This is a genomic window from Streptomyces collinus Tu 365 (assembly GCF_000444875.1).
Classification (GTDB): Bacteria; Actinomycetota; Actinomycetes; order Streptomycetales; family Streptomycetaceae; genus Streptomyces; species Streptomyces collinus_A.
Genome location: NC_021985.1, coordinates 3,616,023 through 3,633,407, shown reverse-complemented (window position 1 = coordinate 3,633,407; position 17,385 = coordinate 3,616,023). Strand labels below are relative to the sequence as shown.

Below are 17,385 nucleotides of genomic sequence, written 5' to 3'. Positions count from 1 at the left end.
GCATCTGTGGCCAAGTTTTTAAGGGCGCACGGTGGATGCCTTGGCACCAGGAACCGATGAAGGACGTGGGAGGCCACGATAGTCCCCGGGGAGTCGTCAACCAGACTTTGATCCGGGGGTTTCCGAATGGGGAAACCCGGCAGTCGTCATGGGCTGTCACCCGCTGCTGAACACATAGGCAGTGTGGAGGGAACGAGGGGAAGTGAAACATCTCAGTACCCTCAGGAAGAGAAAACAACCGTGATTCCGGGAGTAGTGGCGAGCGAAACCGGATGAGGCCAAACCGTATGCGTGTGAGACCCGGCAGGGGTTGCGCATGCGGGGTTGTGGGATCTCTCTTTCACAGTCTGCCGGCTGTGAGACGAGTCAGAAACCGTTGATGTAGACGAAGGACATGCGAAAGGTCCGGCGTAGAGGGTAAGACCCCCGTAGTCGAAACGTCAGCGGCTCGTTTGAGAGACACCCAAGTAGCACGGGGCCCGAGAAATCCCGTGTGAATCTGGCGGGACCACCCGCTAAGCCTAAATATTCCCTGGTGACCGATAGCGGATAGTACCGTGAGGGAATGGTGAAAAGTACCGCGGGAGCGGAGTGAAATAGTACCTGAAACCGTGTGCCTACAAGCCGTGGGAGCGTCGGATACAGCTTGCTGTATCTCGTGACTGCGTGCCTTTTGAAGAATGAGCCTGCGAGTTTGCGGTGTGTTGCGAGGTTAACCCGTGTGGGGAAGCCGTAGCGAAAGCGAGTCCGAACAGGGCGTTTCAGTAGCACGCTCAAGACCCGAAGCGGAGTGATCTAGCCATGGGCAGGTTGAAGCGGAGGTAAGACTTCGTGGAGGACCGAACCCACCAGGGTTGAAAACCTGGGGGATGACCTGTGGTTAGGGGTGAAAGGCCAATCAAACTCCGTGATAGCTGGTTCTCCCCGAAATGCATTTAGGTGCAGCGTCGTGTGTTTCTTGCCGGAGGTAGAGCACTGGATAGGCGATGGGCCCTACCGGGTTACTGACCTTAGCCAAACTCCGAATGCCGGTAAGTGAGAGCACGGCAGTGAGACTGTGGGGGATAAGCTCCATGGTCGAGAGGGAAACAGCCCAGAGCATCGACTAAGGCCCCTAAGCGTACGCTAAGTGGGAAAGGATGTGGAGTCGCACAGACAACCAGGAGGTTGGCTTAGAAGCAGCCACCCTTGAAAGAGTGCGTAATAGCTCACTGGTCTAGTGATTCCGCGCCGACAATGTAGCGGGGCTCAAGCGTACCGCCGAAGTCGTGTCATTCATGCAACAGCCCCAACGGGTGTATGGATGGGTAGGGGAGCGTCGTCTGCCGGGTGAAGCAGCACCGGAAGGTAGTTGTGGACGGTTGACGAGTGAGAATGCAGGCATGAGTAGCGATACAAACGTGAGAAACGTTTGCGCCGATTGACTAAGGGTTCCTGGGTCAAGCTGATCTGCCCAGGGTAAGTCGGGACCTAAGGCGAGGCCGACAGGCGTAGTCGATGGATAACCGGTTGATATTCCGGTACCCGCTGTGAAGCGTCAAACATCGAGCATCGTGATGCTAAGGCCGTGAAGCCGCCCTGATCTCTTCGGAGTTGAGGGGAGTGGTGGAGCCGCCGAACCAAGCGGTTAGTAGGTGAGTGATGGGGTGACGCAGGAAGGTAGTCCATCCCGGGCGGTGGTTGTCCCGGGGTAAGGGTGTAGGACGCGAGGTAGGCAAATCCGCCTTGCACATAGTCTGAGACCTGATGCCGAGCCGATTGTGGTGAAGTGGATGATCCTATGCTGTCGAGAAAAGCCTCTAGCGAGTTTCATGGCGGCCCGTACCCTAAACCGACTCAGGTGGTCAGGTAGAGAATACCGAGGCGTTCGGGTGAACTATGGTTAAGGAACTCGGCAAAATGCCCCCGTAACTTCGGGAGAAGGGGGGCCACACTCGGTGATCGGATTTACTCCGTGAGCTGGGGGTGGCCGCAGAGACCAGCGAGAAGCGACTGTTTACTAAAAACACAGGTCCGTGCGAAGCCGTAAGGCGATGTATACGGACTGACGCCTGCCCGGTGCTGGAACGTTAAGGGGACCGGTTAGCTTGGATTCGTCCAGGCGAAGCTGAGAACTTAAGCGCCAGTAAACGGCGGTGGTAACTATAACCATCCTAAGGTAGCGAAATTCCTTGTCGGGTAAGTTCCGACCTGCACGAATGGCGTAACGACTTCTCGACTGTCTCAACCATAGGCCCGGTGAAATTGCACTACGAGTAAAGATGCTCGTTTCGCGCAGCAGGACGGAAAGACCCCGGGACCTTTACTACAGTTTGATATTGGTGTTCGGTTCGGCTTGTGTAGGATAGCTGGGAGACTTTGAAGCTCATACGCCAGTATGGGTGGAGTCGTCGTTGAAATACCAGTCTGGTCGTGCTGGATGTCTAACCTGGGTCCGTGATCCGGATCAGGGACAGTGTCTGATGGGTAGTTTAACTGGGGCGGTTGCCTCCTAAAGAGTAACGGAGGCGCCCAAAGGTTCCCTCAGCCTGGTTGGCAATCAGGTGTTGAGTGTAAGTGCACAAGGGAGCTTGACTGTGAGACCGACGGGTCGAGCAGGGACGAAAGTCGGGACTAGTGATCCGGCGGTGGCTTGTGGAAGCGCCGTCGCTCAACGGATAAAAGGTACCCCGGGGATAACAGGCTGATCTTCCCCAAGAGTCCATATCGACGGGATGGTTTGGCACCTCGATGTCGGCTCGTCGCATCCTGGGGCTGGAGTCGGTCCCAAGGGTTGGGCTGTTCGCCCATTAAAGCGGTACGCGAGCTGGGTTTAGAACGTCGTGAGACAGTTCGGTCCCTATCCGCTGTGCGCGTAGGAATATTGAGAAGGGCTGTCCCTAGTACGAGAGGACCGGGACGGACGAACCTCTGGTGTGCCAGTTGTTCTGCCAAGGGCATGGCTGGTTGGCTACGTTCGGGAGGGATAACCGCTGAAAGCATCTAAGCGGGAAGCCTGCTTCGAGATGAGTATTCCCACCTCCTTGAGAGGGTAAGGCTCCCAGTAGACGACTGGGTTGATAGGCCGGATCTGGAAGCCCAGTAATGGGTGGAGGTGACCGGTACTAATAGGCCGAGGGCTTGTCCTCAGTTGCTCGCGTCCACTGTGTTGGTTCTGAAACCACGAACAGCCTTTTCGGTTGTCAGTTTCATAGTGTTTCGGTGGTCATAGCGTGAGGGAAACGCCCGGTTACATTCCGAACCCGGAAGCTAAGCCTCACAGCGCCGATGGTACTGCAGGGGGGACCCTGTGGGAGAGTAGGACACCGCCGAACAATTCTTGAGAAAACCCCCCCATCGAAAGATGCGGGGGTTTTCTGCGTTCAGGGTCCTTTTCCCGGCGTCCCCCGAAGGGGACGGCGAAGAAGGATCACAGCCGACCTGCTGCCTTCAGGGCGAGATACGCGTCCGCCAGTGCGGGAGCTAGATCGTCCGGCGTCGCGTCCACCACGGTCACCCCATGGCGACGGAGCTGCTCCGCCGTGCGCTGACGTTCACTCCCCGCCTGTGCCGCCGCGGCCGCCTCGTACACGGCATCCACACTGCCCCGTGCCCGTGCCATCCGCGCGACGTTCGGGTCGGCCACGGAGGCGACGACTACCGTGTGGCGCCTGGTGAGTTGGGGGAGCACCGGCAGCAGGCCCTGTTCCACGGGCGCCGCGTCCAGCGTGGTGAGCAGCACGATCAGGGAGCTCCGCGGAGCGGTGCGCAGGGCCGTCGCGGTGAGGCCATGGGCGTCGGTCTCGACCAGCTCGGGCTCCAGCGTCGCCATCGCGTTCACCAGGGACGGCAGAACGTCGCCGGCGGAGCGGCCCTGCACCAGAGCACGGACCCGGCGGTCGTAGGCCAGCAGGTCCACCCGGTCGCCGGCACGGGAGGCGAGCGCCGCGAGGAGCAGTGCGGCGTCCAGCGAGGCGTCGAGGCGCGGGACGTCGCCCACCCGGCCGGCCGACGTACGGCCGGTGTCGAGGACCAGCAGGATGTGCCGGTCGCGTTCGGGTCGCCAGGTGCGGACGGCCACCGTGGACTGGCGGGCGGTGGCACGCCAGTCGATGGAACGGGTGTCGTCGCCGGGGACGTACTCGCGCAGACTGTCGAACTCGGTGCCCTCGCCGCGGGTCAGGACGCTCGTGCGGCCGTCCAGTTCGCGCAGCCGGGCCAGTCGGGACGGCAGGTGCTTGCGGCTGGTGAACGGGGGCAGCACCCGTACCGTCCAGGGCACCTCGTGGGCACCCTGGCGGGAGAAGAGGCCGAGGGGGCCGTAGGAGCGGATCGTGACGCGGTCGGCCCGGCGGTCACCGCGGCGGGTGGGGCGCAGCCGGGTCGTCACGCGTCGGCGTTCGCCGGCCGGGACGGTGACGCTGTGCCGGGAGCCGTCGGTCTCCGTGCCGGGCCGCCAGCTGCTCGGCGGCCACGCGTCGCGCAGCCGGGCCCGGAGCAGGCGCCTGGAGGGGTTGGTGAGGGTCAGCGTGACGTCGGCGGTCTCGCCGAGGCGTGTGGAGGTGTCGCCGGAGCGGGACAGGACGAGGCGCCGTACGGGTGCCGCGAGGGCGAAGTCGCAGGCGCAGGCCAGGGCCAGCGGGCCGTTGACCGCGAGGATGCCCGCCCAGCCGGGATCCAGGATCCCGACGGGCAGGGAGCCGATGGCCGCGACCAGGGCGGCGCGTCCGGTGAGCGGCATCAGCGGGGGACCGGGACGTGCGCCAGGATGGCGTTGATGACGGAGTCGGCGGTCACGCCTTCCATCTCCGCCTCGGGGCGCAGCTGGACGCGGTGCCGGAGCGTGGGCAGGGCGAGTGCCTTCACGTCGTCCGGGGTGACGTAGTCGCGCCCGGTCAGCCAGGCCCAGGCGCGCGAGGTCGCGAGGAGGGCCGTGGCGCCGCGCGGGGAGACGCCCAGGGTGAGGGAGGGCGACTCGCGGGTGGCGCGGCAGATGTCGACGACGTAGGCGGTGATCTCGGGGTGGACGTGGGTCTTGGCGACCGCGACGCGGGCCGCCTCCAGTTCCGCGGGCCCCGCGACGGGGCGTACGCCGGCGGCGTGCAGGTCGCGCGGGTCGAAGCCGGAGGCGTGGCGGGTGAGGACGTCGACCTCGTCCTGGCGGGACGGCAGAGGGATCGTCAGTTTCAGCAGGAAGCGGTCCAGTTGGGCTTCGGGCAGCGGGTAGGTGCCCTCGTACTCGACCGGGTTCTGGGTCGCGGCGACGAGGAACGGCTCGGGCAGCGGGCGGGGCTTTCCGTCGACCGTCACCTGCCGTTCCTCCATCGCCTCGAGGAGGGAGGACTGGGTCTTGGGCGGCGTCCGGTTGATCTCGTCCGCCAGGAGCAGGTTGGTGAAGACCGGGCCGGGCTGGAAGGAGAACTCGGCGCTGCGGGTGTCGTAGACGAGTGAGCCGGTGACGTCGCTCGGCATCAGGTCGGGGGTGAACTGGACGCGTTTGGTGTCGAGTTCGAGGGCGGCGGCGAGCGAGCGGACGAGCAGGGTCTTGGCGACGCCGGGGACCCCTTCGAGGAGCACGTGTCCGCGGCACAGGAGGGCGACGACGAGACCGGTCACGGCGGGGTCCTGGCCGACCACGGCTTTGGCGATCTCGGCGCGCAGGGCCTCCAGGGAGGCTCGGGCGCGGCTCGCGTCCCCGGTGTTCCCGGCGTTGTCAGTGGTCGGGTCCATCATGGACGGCGTACCTCTCTTTCGAGGGCGTCGAGTTGGTCGGTGAGCGCGACGAGGGCCGCGTCGTCGCCGGGCGGCGGTCCGAAGAGCAGGGAGTGCAGGGCCTGTCCGTCGCCGTGGAGGTGGGCGGACAGGGCGGGAAGCAGGGCTTCGGGCGCGTGCGCCTGGGCGACGGGGACGCCGACGAGGGGGGCGAGGCGCGTGCGGGTGGTGGAGCGGAGAGCGGCGGCCGCGCGGTCTCGGGCGTCGGCCTTGCGGTAGAGGCGGGCGCGGCCTTCGACGGTCTCGGAGGCGCGGATCGCGACGGGGAGTCTTTCGGGCACCAGGGGGCCGAACCGGCGTGCCCGCCAGAAGGCCGCGAGTGCCGCGGCGACGAACAGCTGCAGGGTGGCCCGGAGCCAGCCGGAGGGCAGCAGGTCGAGGAAGTTCTTCCGTTCGCCGTCGTCGGTGGCGAGGGTGTCGGAGAGCGAGGGGAGGTACCAGACCAGATGGTGGCGGGAGCCGAGGAGCTGCAGGGCGAGCGAGGCGTTGCCCTGCTGGTCGAGACGCTTGTTGTAGAGGATGTCGGGTGCGCCGAGCACGACGGTGTCGCCGCCGGAGGTCGCGGGGACGCGGAGCAGGGTGGCGAGCCGCCGGCTGGGGTAGCAGGAGTCGGCGTCGACATGGGTGGTGGTGTAGCGGATGCCGCCGGTGTCCGCGCTGCCCGCGCGCCGGGCCTCGGGCAGGGCGCAGCCGGGTTCGAGTGTCGTGCCGGAGCTGGTGGCGGGGTCCGCGCTGACCCCCGGGGCGAGCCGTTCGACGGACGAGCTGCCGGCGGCGACGAGGACGGTGCGGCCGCCGGAGTGGGCCGTCGCGGCGTGCAGTCCGGTCTGCTGGCGGTGGGTGAGGAGGTCGGGGGAGGCCACGAGGAGCGTGGTGTCGGGGCCGGCGGCGGCGCGTGCCGCGCCGAGGGAGGTGACCACGCGCGTGGAGACCTCCCGGTCGGCGAGGAGGGCGGCGACGGCGCGGCTGCCGTAGGGGTCGGCGGAGCGGGGGTCGAGGGCGCCGTGCCGGGCCTGGGAGCGGACGGCGGCCATGGCGACGGCCGTGACCAGGATCAGCACCACGGCGAGGACGATGCCCCGGGTGCGGGTCCACACCAGGCGGGCGCCGGGCGCTGTGGAGGTGGCCGGTGTCGTGGCGGTGGCGGGTGGCGTGACCTCTGTGGTCATTCGGCGGCCCCCTGGCCGGTGGGGGGCGTGCCGGTGGCGCCGTGGGCGAGGGCCGGCCGGGTGCGTTCCAGGTCGCGGTCGAGTTCGGTGACGCGCTGGTACGAGGGTGCGGCCGCCCGGCGTCCGCCGTATGTGACGTCGTCGAACTCCTGAGCGGCGGCGCGCAGCCGGTCCGTGTGCGCGGGAAGGGCGCGGCCGGCCTCGGCCGCCGCCTCGTCGGCGGTGCGGCCGGGCCGTACGTCGAGCAGGGCCCGCTCCTCCAGGGAGCGGACGATGGCGCGCATGCGTTCCTGGACGGCCTGGTTCCAGTGGCCCTGGGCGGCGTGCGCCTCGGCGGCGGCGCGGTGTTCGGCGGCGCTGCGGGGGCGGTCGTCGAACAGGGTGGCCGATGAGACCGGTTCGCGGCGCGGGGTGCCAAGGCGCCACCAGAGGGCGGCCAGGACGGCGACGACGAACAGGACCACGACGAGCAGTCCGAGGGTGCCGCCCGGGGTCGCCGAGGCGGCCCGGTCGAGCAGCTTGGCGATCCAGTCCCACAGGGCGTTCAGGGCGCGCTGGAGCAGACCGGGGTCGTTCTCGTGGTACATCCGCTTGGCCAGTTCGCGGCGTGCCGCCTCCCGCGCCGGATCGCGCGGAGTGGTCACCGGCGGCCCGCCGCCCGGACCGCCGGACGCGAGCGCGGCGGTGTGGAGCGTGCCCCTCAGACCGCGCAGGGCCGCACCGGCCCCGAGAACTCCCCCCGTCGGACTCACCGCATCAGCTCCCCGGTACGGGGCCGGGGGTGCTTGCCGTGGGGCCCTGGACACCGGCGGCGCGGGCCAGTTCGAGGTCGAGTGCCTCACGGCGGATGCGCTGGTCGATGTAGAGGAGCACGGTGACGCCCGCGTTGATCGGGAGCGTGAGCATGGACCCGATCACGGCGCCGATGGCGGTGAGGATCAGGAAGGTCCAGGAGGGCGTCTGGCTGGTGGTGGTGGAGAAGAGGCCCACCATGCCCCCGCCGCCGACCGCGCCCGCGATGAGGGTGAAGGGGATCACCACGAGCGACGCGACGATGTTGGCGATGATCGCGGCGAGCAGCTGGATGCCGAGGACGCGCCACCAGGAGCCGCGCACCAGCTTGGCGGAGCGGCTGATCGACTTCACGATGCCCTGTCGTTCCAGCATCAGCGCGGGCGAGGACAGGGAGAAGCGGACCGTCAGCCACACCAGGACGACGACGGCGGCGAGCAGGCCGAGGACGAAGAGCGCGATGGTCGCTGCCCGGCCGCCGCCGGCGATCGCGGAGACGATGCCCGGCAGTGCGCCGGCGAGCATCACGCCGACGGAGATGAGCCCCAGCAGGAAGAGCAGTCCGAACAGCTTCGGCACCTGCTGGCGGGCGTCCCGCCAGGCCTCGCCCGCGCTGACCGGCTTGCCGAGGACGGCGCGGCTGGTGACCGTCGTGAGCAGGGCGGTCGCGATGATGCTGGCGACGACGGAGATGACCAGCACAGCGCCGGAACCGACCGCGAGCGAGCCGAGGACGCGCAGTATCTCGTCGGTGGAGGCGTCGGGGTTGTTGAGGGTGGCGGTGGTCTCGCTGTTCTTCAGGACGAAGCCCTGCAGGAGGAGCACGCCGAGCCGGGTGAGGACCGCGACCGTCAGGGAGATGCCGAGGACCGTGCGCCAGTGGGTGCGCATGGTGGAGACGGCGCCGTCGAGTATCTCGCCGACGCCGAGCGGACGCAGCGGGATGACGCCGGGCTTGGCCGCGGGCGGGGGACCGCCCCAGCCGCCGTTCCAGCCGCCCCAGGCTCCGGGACCGCCGGGGGCGCCGTAGCCGCCGTGGCCTCCGGGAGGACCGCCGTGGGCGCCGCCGTAGCCCCCGGGACCGCCGGGCTGCGCGCCGCCCCAGCCCGGGCCGGGCGGTGGTGGCGGGGGAGCCTGGCCGGGGCTCGGGGGACCCGTGGGAGCGGACCACTGTCCGGCCGGCGGCTGCTCGCTGGACCACTTGGGGCCCGGAGCCTGGGGGTGGGCGCCGGGCTGCGCGGCCGGTTCGGCGGGGCCGGGGCGGTCGGTGGACCCGTCGGGGCCGGACGCGCCGGGTTCCCGCCCGTCGGGCGAAGGGGCGGATCCGGGCGAGGCCCAGCCCGGAGAGTCTGTCATCGAAGCTCCTTCAGGATGCCCGTCCGCGGTCGCGGTGGCAGGTTGGCAGACATCGTGCCATGGGGTGCTCGCGGCGTGACCGGCCCCGGCGGGGCCCGCACTCCTTCAATTGTCCGCCGGATCCGGGGCAGACTGACCGCATGGCTGATCAGTACGCGCAATCCGGCGAGGACAAGCGGCCGACCGAGATACCTGTGCTCCGTTGGGAGGAACCACCCGAAGGCCCCGTACTGGTCCTTCTCGACCAGACGAGACTGCCATCCGAAGAGGTCGAGTTGGTGTGCACGGACGCGTCGGCCCTGGTGGAGGCGATCCGTTCGCTGGCCGTGCGCGGGGCGCCGGTGCTCGGCATCGCGGGCGCGTACGGTGTCGCGCTCGCCGCCGCGCGGGGCTTCGACGTGGAGGAGGCGGCGCGGGCGCTCGAAGGCGCCCGGCCCACCGCGGTGAACCTGTCCGTCGGCGTGCGCAGGGCCGAGTCCGCGTACCGGGCTGCGCTCGCCGAGACCGGTGACCCGACCGCGGCGGCGACGGCGGCGCTGGCCGCGGCGCGCGCCCTGCACCGGGAGGACGCCGAGGCGAGCGCGCGGATGGCCGCGCACGGTCTCGCCCTGCTGGACGAACTGCTGCCGGGCGGCGGCCATCGCGTCCTGACCCACTGCAACACCGGATCGCTGGTGTCGGGCGGGGAGGGGACGGCGTTCGCGGTGGCCCTCGCCGCGCACCGGGAGGGCCGGCTGCGGCGGCTGTGGGTCGACGAGACGCGCCCGCTGCTGCAGGGCTCCCGGCTGACGGCGTACGAGGCGGCCCGCCACGGGATGGCGTACACCCTGCTCACCGACAACGCGGCCGGTTCGCTGTTCGCGGCGGGCGAGGTGGACGCGGTGCTGGTCGGGGCGGACCGGATCGCGGCCGACGGCTCGGTGGCGAACAAGGTGGGGAGCTACCCGCTCGCGGTGCTCGCCCGCTACCACCATGTGCCGTTCATCGTGGTGGCGCCGCTGACCACGGTGGACCCCGGGACGCCGGACGGGGCGTCGATCGAGGTCGAGCAGCGGCCCGGCTTCGAGGTGACGGAGCTGATGGCCCCGCAGGTCCCGGTCACGGGCGCGGGGGCCGGGATCCCGGTGGCGCCGCTGGGCACGCAGGCGCACAACCCGGCGTTCGACGTGACGCCGCCGGAGCTGGTGACGGCGATCGTCACGGAGCGGGGCGCGGTGTCACCGGTGACGGCCGAGGCGCTCGCCGAGCTGTGCGACGGGCTGCGCCGGACGGCGACCGGCTGAACGGAGCCCGGCAAGGTGACCCGGTTACGGTGGCGGCCCCTCATCCTCGCGGCGATGCGCAGGGTGAGGGGCCGTGCCGTCCCCGTTGCGGGGGCAGACAGTGATGGCTCCGTACGACTATCGTCACAGGCCAGTGAGCTGTCTCACCTGCGCCTCTGTCGTCGTTACGAGAATGGGATGATGTCGTTTATGAAGGGACGAGTCCTTGTCGTCGACGACGACACCGCACTGGCCGAGATGCTCGGCATCGTGTTGCGTGGTGAAGGTTTTGAGCCGTCTTTCGTGGCCGACGGCGACAAGGCGCTGGCCGCTTTCCGTGAGGCCAAGCCCGACCTGGTGCTGCTCGACCTGATGCTGCCCGGCCGGGACGGCATCGAGGTGTGCCGCCTGATCAGGGCGGAGTCCGGCGTACCGATCGTGATGCTCACGGCCAAGAGCGACACCGTCGACGTCGTCGTGGGCCTGGAGTCCGGGGCCGACGACTACATCGTGAAGCCGTTCAAGCCGAAGGAGCTGGTGGCCCGCATCCGGGCGCGGCTCAGGAGGTCGGAGGAGCCGGCGCCGGAGCAGCTCACCATCGGTGACCTGGTGATCGACGTGGCCGGGCACTCCGTGAAGCGGGACGGGCAGTCGATCGCGCTCACCCCGCTGGAGTTCGACCTGCTGGTGGCGCTGGCCCGCAAGCCGTGGCAGGTGTTCACCCGCGAGGTGCTCCTGGAGCAGGTGTGGGGCTACCGGCACGCCGCCGACACCCGTCTGGTCAACGTGCACGTCCAGCGGCTGCGTTCCAAGGTCGAGAAGGACCCGGAGCGGCCGGAGATCGTGGTGACCGTCCGCGGTGTCGGGTACAAGGCGGGACCGAGCTGACATGTCCGAGGACAGTGCCGCTTCGGCTCCCGGCCGGTCCGGGGCCCGTCCGGGGCGGCCTGTCGGCCGTGGGACGGTGGGTTCGCGTTGGGGCCGCCTCTTCGAGGGCGGCCTGCTGCAGGGTGGGGTCAAGGGCAGCCCGGTGGTCCGGCTGTTCATCCGTTGGGTACGCCGCCCGCTGCTGCCCGTCATGCGGCTGTGGCGCCGCAACATCCAGCTCAGGGTCGTCGCTACGACCCTGCTGATGTCGCTGGGTGTCGTCCTGCTGCTCGGCTTCGTCGTCATCGGGCAGGTGCGCAACGGCCTGCTCGACGCGAAGGTCAGGGCCTCGCAGAGCCAGGCCACCGGCGGATTCGCGGTGGCCAAGCAGAAGGCGGACGAGGCGGCCGCCGGGACCGGCACGGCGTCCGGCGCCGGCGACGGCACCTCCTCCACCGACGGGCAGCCCTCGCAGAGCGTCATCCCGTGGATGAGCGACCTCGTCGACTCGCTCTCCAGCGGCGGTGCCGGCGCGTTCGACGTCGTGACCCTGCCGGTCGGCAACGACAGCGGCGGCGGGCGCAGCCCCCGCGGCTCGGGGAACGTCGACCCCTCCGCCAGTGTGCCCGCCGACCTGCGGGACCGGATCAACAGCAGCACGACGGCCGCCCAGAGCTACACGCGGATCGTCTACTCGCCCTCCGGCGACTCCCAGCCGGCGCTGGTCATCGGCAAGCAGGTCAACGACCCCAACGGTCACCCCTACGAGCTGTACTACCTCTTCCCGCTCACCCAGGAGGAGAAGTCCCTCAGCCTGGTCAAGGGCACGCTGGCGACCGCCGGTCTCTTCGTCGTCGTCCTCCTGGGCGCCATCGCCTGGCTGGTGGTACGGCAGGTCGTCACCCCGGTGCGGATGGCGGCCGGGATCGCGGAGCGGCTGTCCGCGGGGACCCTCCAGGAGCGGATGAAGGTCACCGGCGAGGACGACATCGCCCGTCTGGGCGAGGCGTTCAACAAGATGGCGCAGAACCTCCAGCTGAAGATTCAGCAGCTGGAGGACCTGTCCCGCATGCAGCGGCGGTTCGTCTCCGACGTCTCGCACGAGCTGCGCACCCCGCTGACCACCGTGCGGATGGCGGCCGACGTCATCCACGAGGCGCGCGAGGACTTCGACCCGGTCACCGCCCGGTCGGCCGAGCTGCTCGCCGACCAGCTCGACCGGTTCGAGTCGCTGCTCGCCGACCTGCTGGAGATCAGCCGCTTCGACGCCGGCGCCGCGGCGCTGGAGGCCGAGCCGATAGACCTCAGGGAGGTCGTGCGGCGGGTGGTCGGCGGGGCCGAGCCGCTCGCCGAGCGCAAGGGCACCCACATACGGGTCGTCGGCGACCAGCAGCCCGTCGTCGCCGAGGCCGACGCCCGGCGCGTGGAGCGCGTCCTGCGCAACCTCGTCGTCAACGCCGTCGAGCACGGCGAGGGCAGGGATGTCGTCGTCAAGCTCGCCGCCGCCGGCGGCGCGGTCGCCGTCGCGGTGCGCGACTACGGCGTCGGGCTGAAGCCCGGCGAGGCGACCCGTGTCTTCAGCCGCTTCTGGCGGGCCGACCCGGCACGCGCGCGTACCACCGGCGGCACGGGCCTGGGCCTGTCGATCGCCCTGGAGGACGCCCGGCTGCACGGCGGCTGGCTGCAGGCGTGGGGGGAGCCGGGCGGCGGCTCGCAGTTCCGGCTGACGCTGCCGAGGACGGCGGACGAACCGCTGCGCGGCTCGCCGATACCGCTGGAACCCAGGGACTCGCGGCGCAACCGCGGGCTCGACGACGCCGGTCTGCCCCGCGGGAGCGAGGAGAAGCGGGCGACCGTCCCGGTGCAGCCGGGCGGCGGCCAGCTCTCGCCGCTGCCCGCACGCGCCCCGCGTCTGGCCTCCGTCAGCCCCGCCGTCGACCCGACGGCGCTGCCCGGCAACGGAAACGGCGCGCGTGTGGTGCCGCGGCCGAGTGGCGCGCAGCGGCGCGCCGACGACGGACCGGCTCCGGCGCCCGACACGCACGCCGGCCGTTCCGGGACCGGAACCGAGGACTCGACCGAGCCAGGGGAGGCATTTCGTGGGCGTTGACCGCGAGGGGGGCGTCCGGCACCGGCCGGCACGCGCGGTGGCCTGCACGGCCTTGGGGGTCGTTCTGCTGGCCGGGTGCGCCTCGATGCCCGACAGCGGCGACCTGCGGGACGTCGAGTCCACGCCGAGGCAGGACACGGGGGTGCGCGTGTTCGCTATGCCGCCTGCCGAGGACGCCCAGGCGTCGGAGATCATGCAGGGCTTCCTGGAGGCCCTGACCAGCGACGATCCGGATTACGACACGGCACGCAAGTACCTGACCGCCGACGCCGCGCGTGCCTGGCGGCCGGAGCGGTCGGCCACCGTGCTCGCCAACGGGCCGAGCATCGCGACCGACAACCAGCCGGTCGGCCGCGGCGCGAGCGACAGCCTCACCTTCGTCCTGACGGGCAGCAAGGTCGCCACCGTCGACGACCAGCAGGCGTACAAGCCGGACGACGGCGACTACCGCCGGAAGGTGCACCTCACCAAGGACGCCAAGAGCGGCCAGTGGCGCATCGACTCGCTGCCGCAGGGCGTCGTCATGGGCAAGACCGACTTCCAGCGCAACTACACGGCCGTCAACAAGTACTACTTCGCCTCCGGTACGACGGTCGCGGCCACCGGGCAGCCGGTGGCGGTCGCCGACCCGGTGTTCGTGCGGGGCAAGGTGGACCCGATGACCCAGGTGGTGCAGTCGCTGCTGCGCGGGCCCACCCGGTGGCTCGGGCCCGTGGTCCGCTCGAGCTTCCCGACCGGTACGGCCCTGCGCAAGGGCGTGTCGGGACTGACGCCGGACGACCAGAACCGGCTGACGGTGCCGCTGAACGACAAGGCCGCCCGGGTCGGGCAGACCAAGTGCATGGAGATGGCGACCCAGCTGCTGTTCACGCTGCGGAACCTGACGCCGACGCTGGAGTCCGTCGAACTGCGGGGGCCCGGGGGGCACCGGCTGTGCGACCTCCCCGGTGAACGCGCCGACTCCGCCGCCTGGCACGCCTCGGCCCAGCGCCCCGACTACCTGTACTTCCTCGACGGCAAGCACCGGCTGGTGCGGCTGCCGAGCGAGGCCACCGGAACCGGCGCCACCCCGGTGCCCGGGCCGTTGGGGGAACCGGGCGGCAGGGTGCTGCGGTCGGTGGCCGTCTCGCGCGACGAGCACGACGTGGCCGGGATCGGCGCGGACGGCAAGTCGCTGTACGTCACCTCGCTGTCCTCGGACGCCTCCCTCGGCGAGGCGGTCGTCACCAGCCAGGGGGCGACCAAGGACGACCGGCTGACCACCCCGAGCTGGGACGCGCACGGCGACCTGTGGGTGGCCGACAAGGACCCGGCCCACACGAAGCTCTACATGCTGGAACAGGGCGGCGGCAAGCCGGTCCAGGTCGGCGTTCCCAACCCGCCGGGGCAGATCCGGGACGTGCGGGTGGCCGCCGACGGGGTGCGGGTCGCGCTGGTGGTGGAGAAGGACGGCAAGCAGTCCCTGCTCGTCGGGCGGATCGAGCCCGGAGACAAGTCGGGCGACAGCCCCGAGGTCGTCGAGCTGCGCTCGGCCGCCCCGGACCTGGAGCAGATCACCGCCATGTCCTGGGCCGGGGACAGCCGGCTGGTCGTGGTCGGCCTGGAGCAGGGCGGCGTGCACCAGATGCGGTACGTGCAGGTCGACGGCTCCACGCTGGACGGTCCGGCGCCCGCGGCCCTGTCGGGCGTGAGGGCGATCGCCGCGTCCGAGGACGACCGGGTGCCGCTGGTCGCCTATTCGGAGGACGGGATCGTACGGCTGCCGTCCGGGGCGCAGTGGCAGAAGGTCGACAAGGACGGGACCGCGCCGATCTATCCGGGCTGAGGAGCCAGGGTTCTCCCCGGACCGAGGAGCCACGGTCCGGGTGAACCGACGAGCCACGGTCCGTCGGGCCGGTCGGCCCAACGGCCTCACTCGTGCGAGTGATGAGTGCCGGGCGCCGCTCCGGCTCGTCCGGCCCGTCCACAGGGCGTTTTCCACAGGGGTGGCCGGCCGGTCCGGCCCTTGGCACAGTGGAGCGCATGCGGGGCTGGTGGCGGGACCTCACCGACCTGGTGCTGCCGGCCGAGTGCGCGGGCTGCGGGGCACCTCGCACGGATCTGTGCCCGCGGTGCCGCACCGCCCTGTGCGGCACCGCACCACGCCGGGTGCGGCCGGAGCCCGAGCCGCCCGGGCTCCCGGTGGTGCACGCGGCGGCTCCCTACGGGGGAGAGGTGCGGACCCTCCTCCTGGCCCACAAGGAGCGCGGTGCGCTGGCGCTCGCGGCGACGCTCGGCGCGGCCCTGGCGGGGGCCGTGCGCGCGGGTCTCGTACCCGACGGGCGCGGCGGTCCTCCCCCGGCCGGCCGGGCCCCGGGGACGGTGCTGCTCGTGCCCGTGCCGTCCGCCCGCTGGGCGGTGCGGGCGCGTGGGCACGATCCGGTGCGGCGGATGGCCCTCGCGGCGGCCGCGGAGCTGCGGCGCTCGGGGACGCCGGCCCGGGTGGCGGCCGTGCTGCGCCAGCGGCGGGCCGTGGCGGACCAGGCGGCGCTGGACGCCCGGCAGCGCCTGGCCAACCTCGCCGGCGCGCTGGAGGTGACGGCCGGCGGGGCGCGGCTGCTGGCGGGCGGTCGCGTCGTGGTCGTCGACGATCTGGTCACCACCGGGGCGAGCCTCGCCGAGGCCGCGCGGGCCGTGCGCGAGGCGACGGTATCCCGCCTTCATGACAGAACGCCTGTGTACGAGGCCGCAACTCGGGAAGGTAGGGGAGAACGACGGATCGAGGCCCGGCAGGAGAGAGGACAGTGGGTGCATGGTGCACCTGAAAAGGCGGTACCGAACGGCAAAGGAGACACGCTCCTAGCGGCCGTCGTAGCCGCTCCCCGGGATTCCTTCGTAATAAGCAGGAACTGAGCGCTGACTCGCATCGTTGCAGGTAGTGAGAGGGTCAATTCACTTGAACGGAGGTACGCGGCAGTAGAGGGTGACGACATCCGTCCGGGCGAGATATGTTCGGTTGTGAGGAAAGGCGCAGGCCACACCTCGCTTATCCGAATGCCGTGCTGCGGGTTTTCCTCTATCACCCGAGCCGGCGGGGTGGAGATCTTGCCCATGGGGGAGGAGGAGGTGGAAGTCACCGAGTCCGAGGTCCCGGGCTCACCGGGACTTGGTGCAAAAGGGAGATGCTCCGCCGGTGCGGCGGAGTGATCCGGGAACGGAGTTCTGCGTGGACATCGTCGTCAAAGGCCGCAAGACCGAGGTGCCCGAGCGGTTCCGCAAGCACGTGGCCGAGAAGCTGAAGCTGGAGAAGATCCAGAGGCTCGATGCCAAGGTGATCAGCCTCGACGTCGAGGTGTCCAAGGAGCCCAACCCGCGACAGGCAGACCGCTGCGACCGGGTGGAGATCACCCTCCGCTCCCGTGGTCCGGTGATCCGTGCGGAGGCGGCGGCCAGCGACCCGTACGCGGCTCTCGACCTGGCCGCGGAGAAGCTGGACGCCCGGCTGCGCAAGCAGCACGACAAGCGTTTCTCGCGACGCGGCGCGCGGCGGATCTCGGCGGCCGAGGTTCCCGACCACGTCCCGGGCGCGGCGACGCTCAACGGCAACGGCCAGCCCGTCCACGACGAGGAGACGGACGGCGTACCCACCAAGAGGATCGGCTCGCTCGAGGTCAAGGGCGAAGGCCCGCTGATCGTCCGCGAGAAGACACACGTCGCCTCCCCGATGAGCCTCGACCAGGCCCTCTACGAGATGGAACTGGTCGGCCACGACTTCTACTTGTTCGTCGACTCCGAGACCAAGGAGCCGAGCGTCGTCTACCGGCGACACGCTTACGACTACGGCGTCATCCACCTCAGCACCGACCCGATGGTCGCCGAGGTGCAGCCCCCGGCGGCAGGGGGCACGCTGGGCGGCTGACCGCCCGGCCGGAGCTCAGCCGGTGCCCCTGGAAGCGCCTGTGCGCCCCCAGGGGCACCGGCGTGCGACCACTTCGCGCCCCACACGTCACCTCCGTGTCGTCCGGGCATGGAATCATGGCCGCACCGGCCCAACCGGTGGGCCGATGCCTTGGGTTGGCGACGGCACCGGTCACGGGCC

Annotated in this window: 11 protein-coding genes and 2 rRNA genes; 8 read left to right on the top strand and 5 right to left on the bottom strand. The window is 70.2% G+C overall.

Annotation, left to right across the window (positions count from 1 at the left end; translation table 11 throughout):
* The first annotated feature begins 8 nt into the window (after positions 1–8).
* Positions 9–3,128 (top strand): 23S ribosomal RNA (locus B446_RS15670).
* Positions 3,129–3,197: 69 nt separating this feature from the next.
* Positions 3,198–3,314: ribosomal RNA gene (rrf, locus tag B446_RS15665) — 5S ribosomal RNA — on the top strand.
* Between the two features lie 95 nt (positions 3,315–3,409).
* Here the strand turns inward: rrf and B446_RS15660 are convergent.
* From B446_RS15660 to B446_RS15640, 5 genes are read right to left on the bottom strand one after another with little or no spacing between them, the layout of a single operon-like run.
* A complete protein-coding gene (locus B446_RS15660) occupies positions 3,410–4,720 on the bottom strand; it encodes a DUF58 domain-containing protein (RefSeq protein ID WP_020940423.1) in 1,311 nt (436 codons plus the stop codon).
* Positions 4,720–5,709 carry an AAA family ATPase gene (locus B446_RS15655; protein WP_020940422.1) on the bottom strand — a complete coding sequence of 330 codons (990 nt, stop codon included), beginning with the start codon at positions 5,707–5,709 and terminating at the stop codon, positions 4,720–4,722. Before B446_RS15655 ends, B446_RS15660 begins: the two co-directional genes overlap by 1 nt.
* The gene (locus tag B446_RS15650) at positions 5,709–6,920 is read right to left on the bottom strand and encodes a DUF4350 domain-containing protein (RefSeq protein WP_020940421.1); all 1,212 of its coding nucleotides are present in this window, start codon (positions 6,918–6,920) and stop codon (positions 5,709–5,711) included. The genes B446_RS15655 and B446_RS15650 overlap by 1 nt, the downstream gene beginning before the upstream one ends.
* Positions 6,917–7,672, bottom strand: a complete 756-nt coding sequence (locus B446_RS15645; RefSeq protein ID WP_020940420.1) for a DUF4129 domain-containing protein — start codon at positions 7,670–7,672, stop codon at positions 6,917–6,919. The genes B446_RS15650 and B446_RS15645 overlap by 4 nt, the downstream gene beginning before the upstream one ends.
* A 4-nt stretch (positions 7,673–7,676) precedes the next feature.
* Positions 7,677–9,068: a DUF7544 domain-containing protein gene (locus B446_RS15640; protein ID WP_020940419.1), complete on the bottom strand. Its 1,392-nt coding sequence runs from the start codon at positions 9,066–9,068 to the stop codon at positions 7,677–7,679.
* A 140-nt stretch (positions 9,069–9,208) separates the two neighbouring features.
* Here B446_RS15640 and mtnA point away from each other — a divergent pair, with 140 nt between their 5' ends.
* From mtnA to hpf, 6 genes are all read left to right on the top strand, one after another.
* The gene (gene mtnA, locus B446_RS15635) at positions 9,209–10,351 is read left to right on the top strand and encodes an S-methyl-5-thioribose-1-phosphate isomerase (RefSeq protein WP_043475670.1); all 1,143 of its coding nucleotides are present in this window, start codon (positions 9,209–9,211) and stop codon (positions 10,349–10,351) included.
* Positions 10,352–10,528: 177 nt separating this feature from the next.
* Positions 10,529–11,218, top strand: a complete 690-nt coding sequence (gene mtrA, locus B446_RS15630; RefSeq protein ID WP_005316841.1) for a two-component system response regulator MtrA — start codon at positions 10,529–10,531, stop codon at positions 11,216–11,218.
* Position 11,219: 1 nt separating this feature from the next.
* Positions 11,220–13,307 (top strand): MtrAB system histidine kinase MtrB, encoded by a 2,088-nt coding sequence (gene mtrB, locus B446_RS15625; protein WP_078614714.1) that lies wholly within the window; start codon positions 11,220–11,222, stop codon positions 13,305–13,307.
* A complete protein-coding gene (locus B446_RS15620) occupies positions 13,297–15,132 on the top strand; it encodes an LpqB family beta-propeller domain-containing protein (protein ID WP_020940416.1) in 1,836 nt (611 codons plus the stop codon). Before mtrB ends, B446_RS15620 begins: the two co-directional genes overlap by 11 nt.
* Positions 15,133–15,329: 197 nt before the next feature.
* Positions 15,330–16,199 (top strand): ComF family protein, encoded by an 870-nt coding sequence (locus B446_RS15615; protein ID WP_020940415.1) that lies wholly within the window; start codon positions 15,330–15,332, stop codon positions 16,197–16,199.
* Between the two features lie 313 nt (positions 16,200–16,512).
* Complete coding sequence (hpf, locus tag B446_RS15610) at positions 16,513–17,205, top strand: ribosome hibernation-promoting factor, HPF/YfiA family (protein ID WP_020940414.1); 693 nt, start codon at positions 16,513–16,515, stop codon at positions 17,203–17,205.
* Positions 17,206–17,385 lie beyond the last annotated feature (180 nt).

Excerpts from the sequence above, each read along its gene's own strand:
- B446_RS15640 (WP_020940419.1), bottom strand. The coding sequence starts at position 9,068 with ATGACAGACTCTCCGGGCTGGGCCTCGCCCGGATCCGCCCCTTCGCCC.
- B446_RS15660 (WP_020940423.1), bottom strand. The coding sequence starts at position 4,720 with ATGCCGCTCACCGGACGCGCCGCCCTGGTCGCGGCCATCGGCTCCCTG.
- mtrB (WP_078614714.1), top strand. The coding sequence starts at position 11,220 with ATGTCCGAGGACAGTGCCGCTTCGGCTCCCGGCCGGTCCGGGGCCCGT.
- mtrA (WP_005316841.1), top strand. The coding sequence starts at position 10,529 with ATGATGTCGTTTATGAAGGGACGAGTCCTTGTCGTCGACGACGACACC.
- B446_RS15615 (WP_020940415.1), top strand. The coding sequence starts at position 15,330 with ATGCGGGGCTGGTGGCGGGACCTCACCGACCTGGTGCTGCCGGCCGAG.
- mtnA (WP_043475670.1), top strand. The coding sequence starts at position 9,209 with ATGGCTGATCAGTACGCGCAATCCGGCGAGGACAAGCGGCCGACCGAG.
- B446_RS15655 (WP_020940422.1), bottom strand. The coding sequence starts at position 5,709 with ATGGACCCGACCACTGACAACGCCGGGAACACCGGGGACGCGAGCCGC.
- B446_RS15650 (WP_020940421.1), bottom strand. The coding sequence starts at position 6,920 with ATGACCACAGAGGTCACGCCACCCGCCACCGCCACGACACCGGCCACC.